Genomic DNA, 1,124 nt, shown 5'->3' on the forward strand with positions numbered 1-1,124 from the left:
TCCAATCGCTTCTGATGTAATGGGTGAAAAGACGAATTCTAAAAATAGAATTCGTCTTTTTAGTATACCCCTTATTTTTCCACTACTTGTGCGATTCCATCTTGATCAAATTGATACGTTTTTCCATCAATCTCTTTTGTTTCATTTTTAATCATGGCACCATCTTCGTTAAAGTAAGATTTTGTCTGGTCGCTATTCCATGTTAACCAACCTGTATGCATAGAACCATCTTCATTAAAATAGTACTGTTTCCCGTCTTGTTTTAATGTCCATATGTGAGGTTTTCCATCTTCGATATAATATTTCTTTCCATTGACCTCTTTCCACCCGTTATATAATGAAGCGTCTTCGTTTACATAGAGCTTTGTGCCGTCTGGACCACTGACGGTGTCTTGACTTGTCATTCTACTCATTCCATCGCTACCAAAATAATATTTTTTTCCATTAATTTCTTGAATTCCTGATAATGTGGTATCAAATGCGCCATTTTCATCCGCATATCCCCACATTACAATTGAGCCTTTGTACCATGCCTTTACAACACCTGTATCTTTGCGAATAGATCCGTCTCCATTGAAGTAATATGTTTTTCCATCCTTTTCTTGTAATCTTTCGGATGGATCTATAGTCCCATCTTCTTCAAAAAAATATGTCTTTCCATTTATGTCTTGAAGACCAGCTTTTGTATGCAATGCGCCATCTTGATGGAAGTAATATGTTTTTCCATCAATTTTTTGAAAACCTATTTGAAAACTTCCATCTTTCAAATAAAATTTCTCTTTCTTTTTCGCACCATCATAAGTAAGTACCTTCCATCCATTCTTGGTACTTACATCTAGCAAATCTTTTCCATCTGCGTCTTTTAAATCATTTAAAGATAAAGATCCATCATCCTCTAATAAATATACACCCCCACCTTCTGGGTGAAACGTCCCCTTAGTCTTTGCCACAGATCCATCTTTTTGAATGAAGAACCTTTTTCCGTTTATTACTTTCCAACCAGTGTGTTTCGTTTCTGCTTGTTGTTGAACTTCCACTGGAGAATTATCTTTTTCCGCTGCAAACGATGCAGTAGGGACTGCAAAAGAACTTAAAATAGTTGCTGTTGCTAATCCTTTTATGAT

Annotated in this window: 1 protein-coding gene; it reads right to left on the minus strand. The window is 35.8% G+C overall.

From position 1 onward, the window contains the following. Positions 1–71: 71 nt before the first annotated feature. Positions 72–1,124 (minus strand): N-acetylmuramoyl-L-alanine amidase family protein (locus tag ATL10_RS30850; RefSeq protein ID WP_220037399.1); only part of this gene is annotated, 1,053 nt, incomplete at its 5' end.

It is taken from the genome of Bacillus sp. 196mf (assembly GCF_003217275.1).
In the GTDB taxonomy this organism is placed as follows: Bacteria; Bacillota; Bacilli; order Bacillales; family Bacillaceae_G; genus Bacillus_A; species Bacillus_A thuringiensis_S.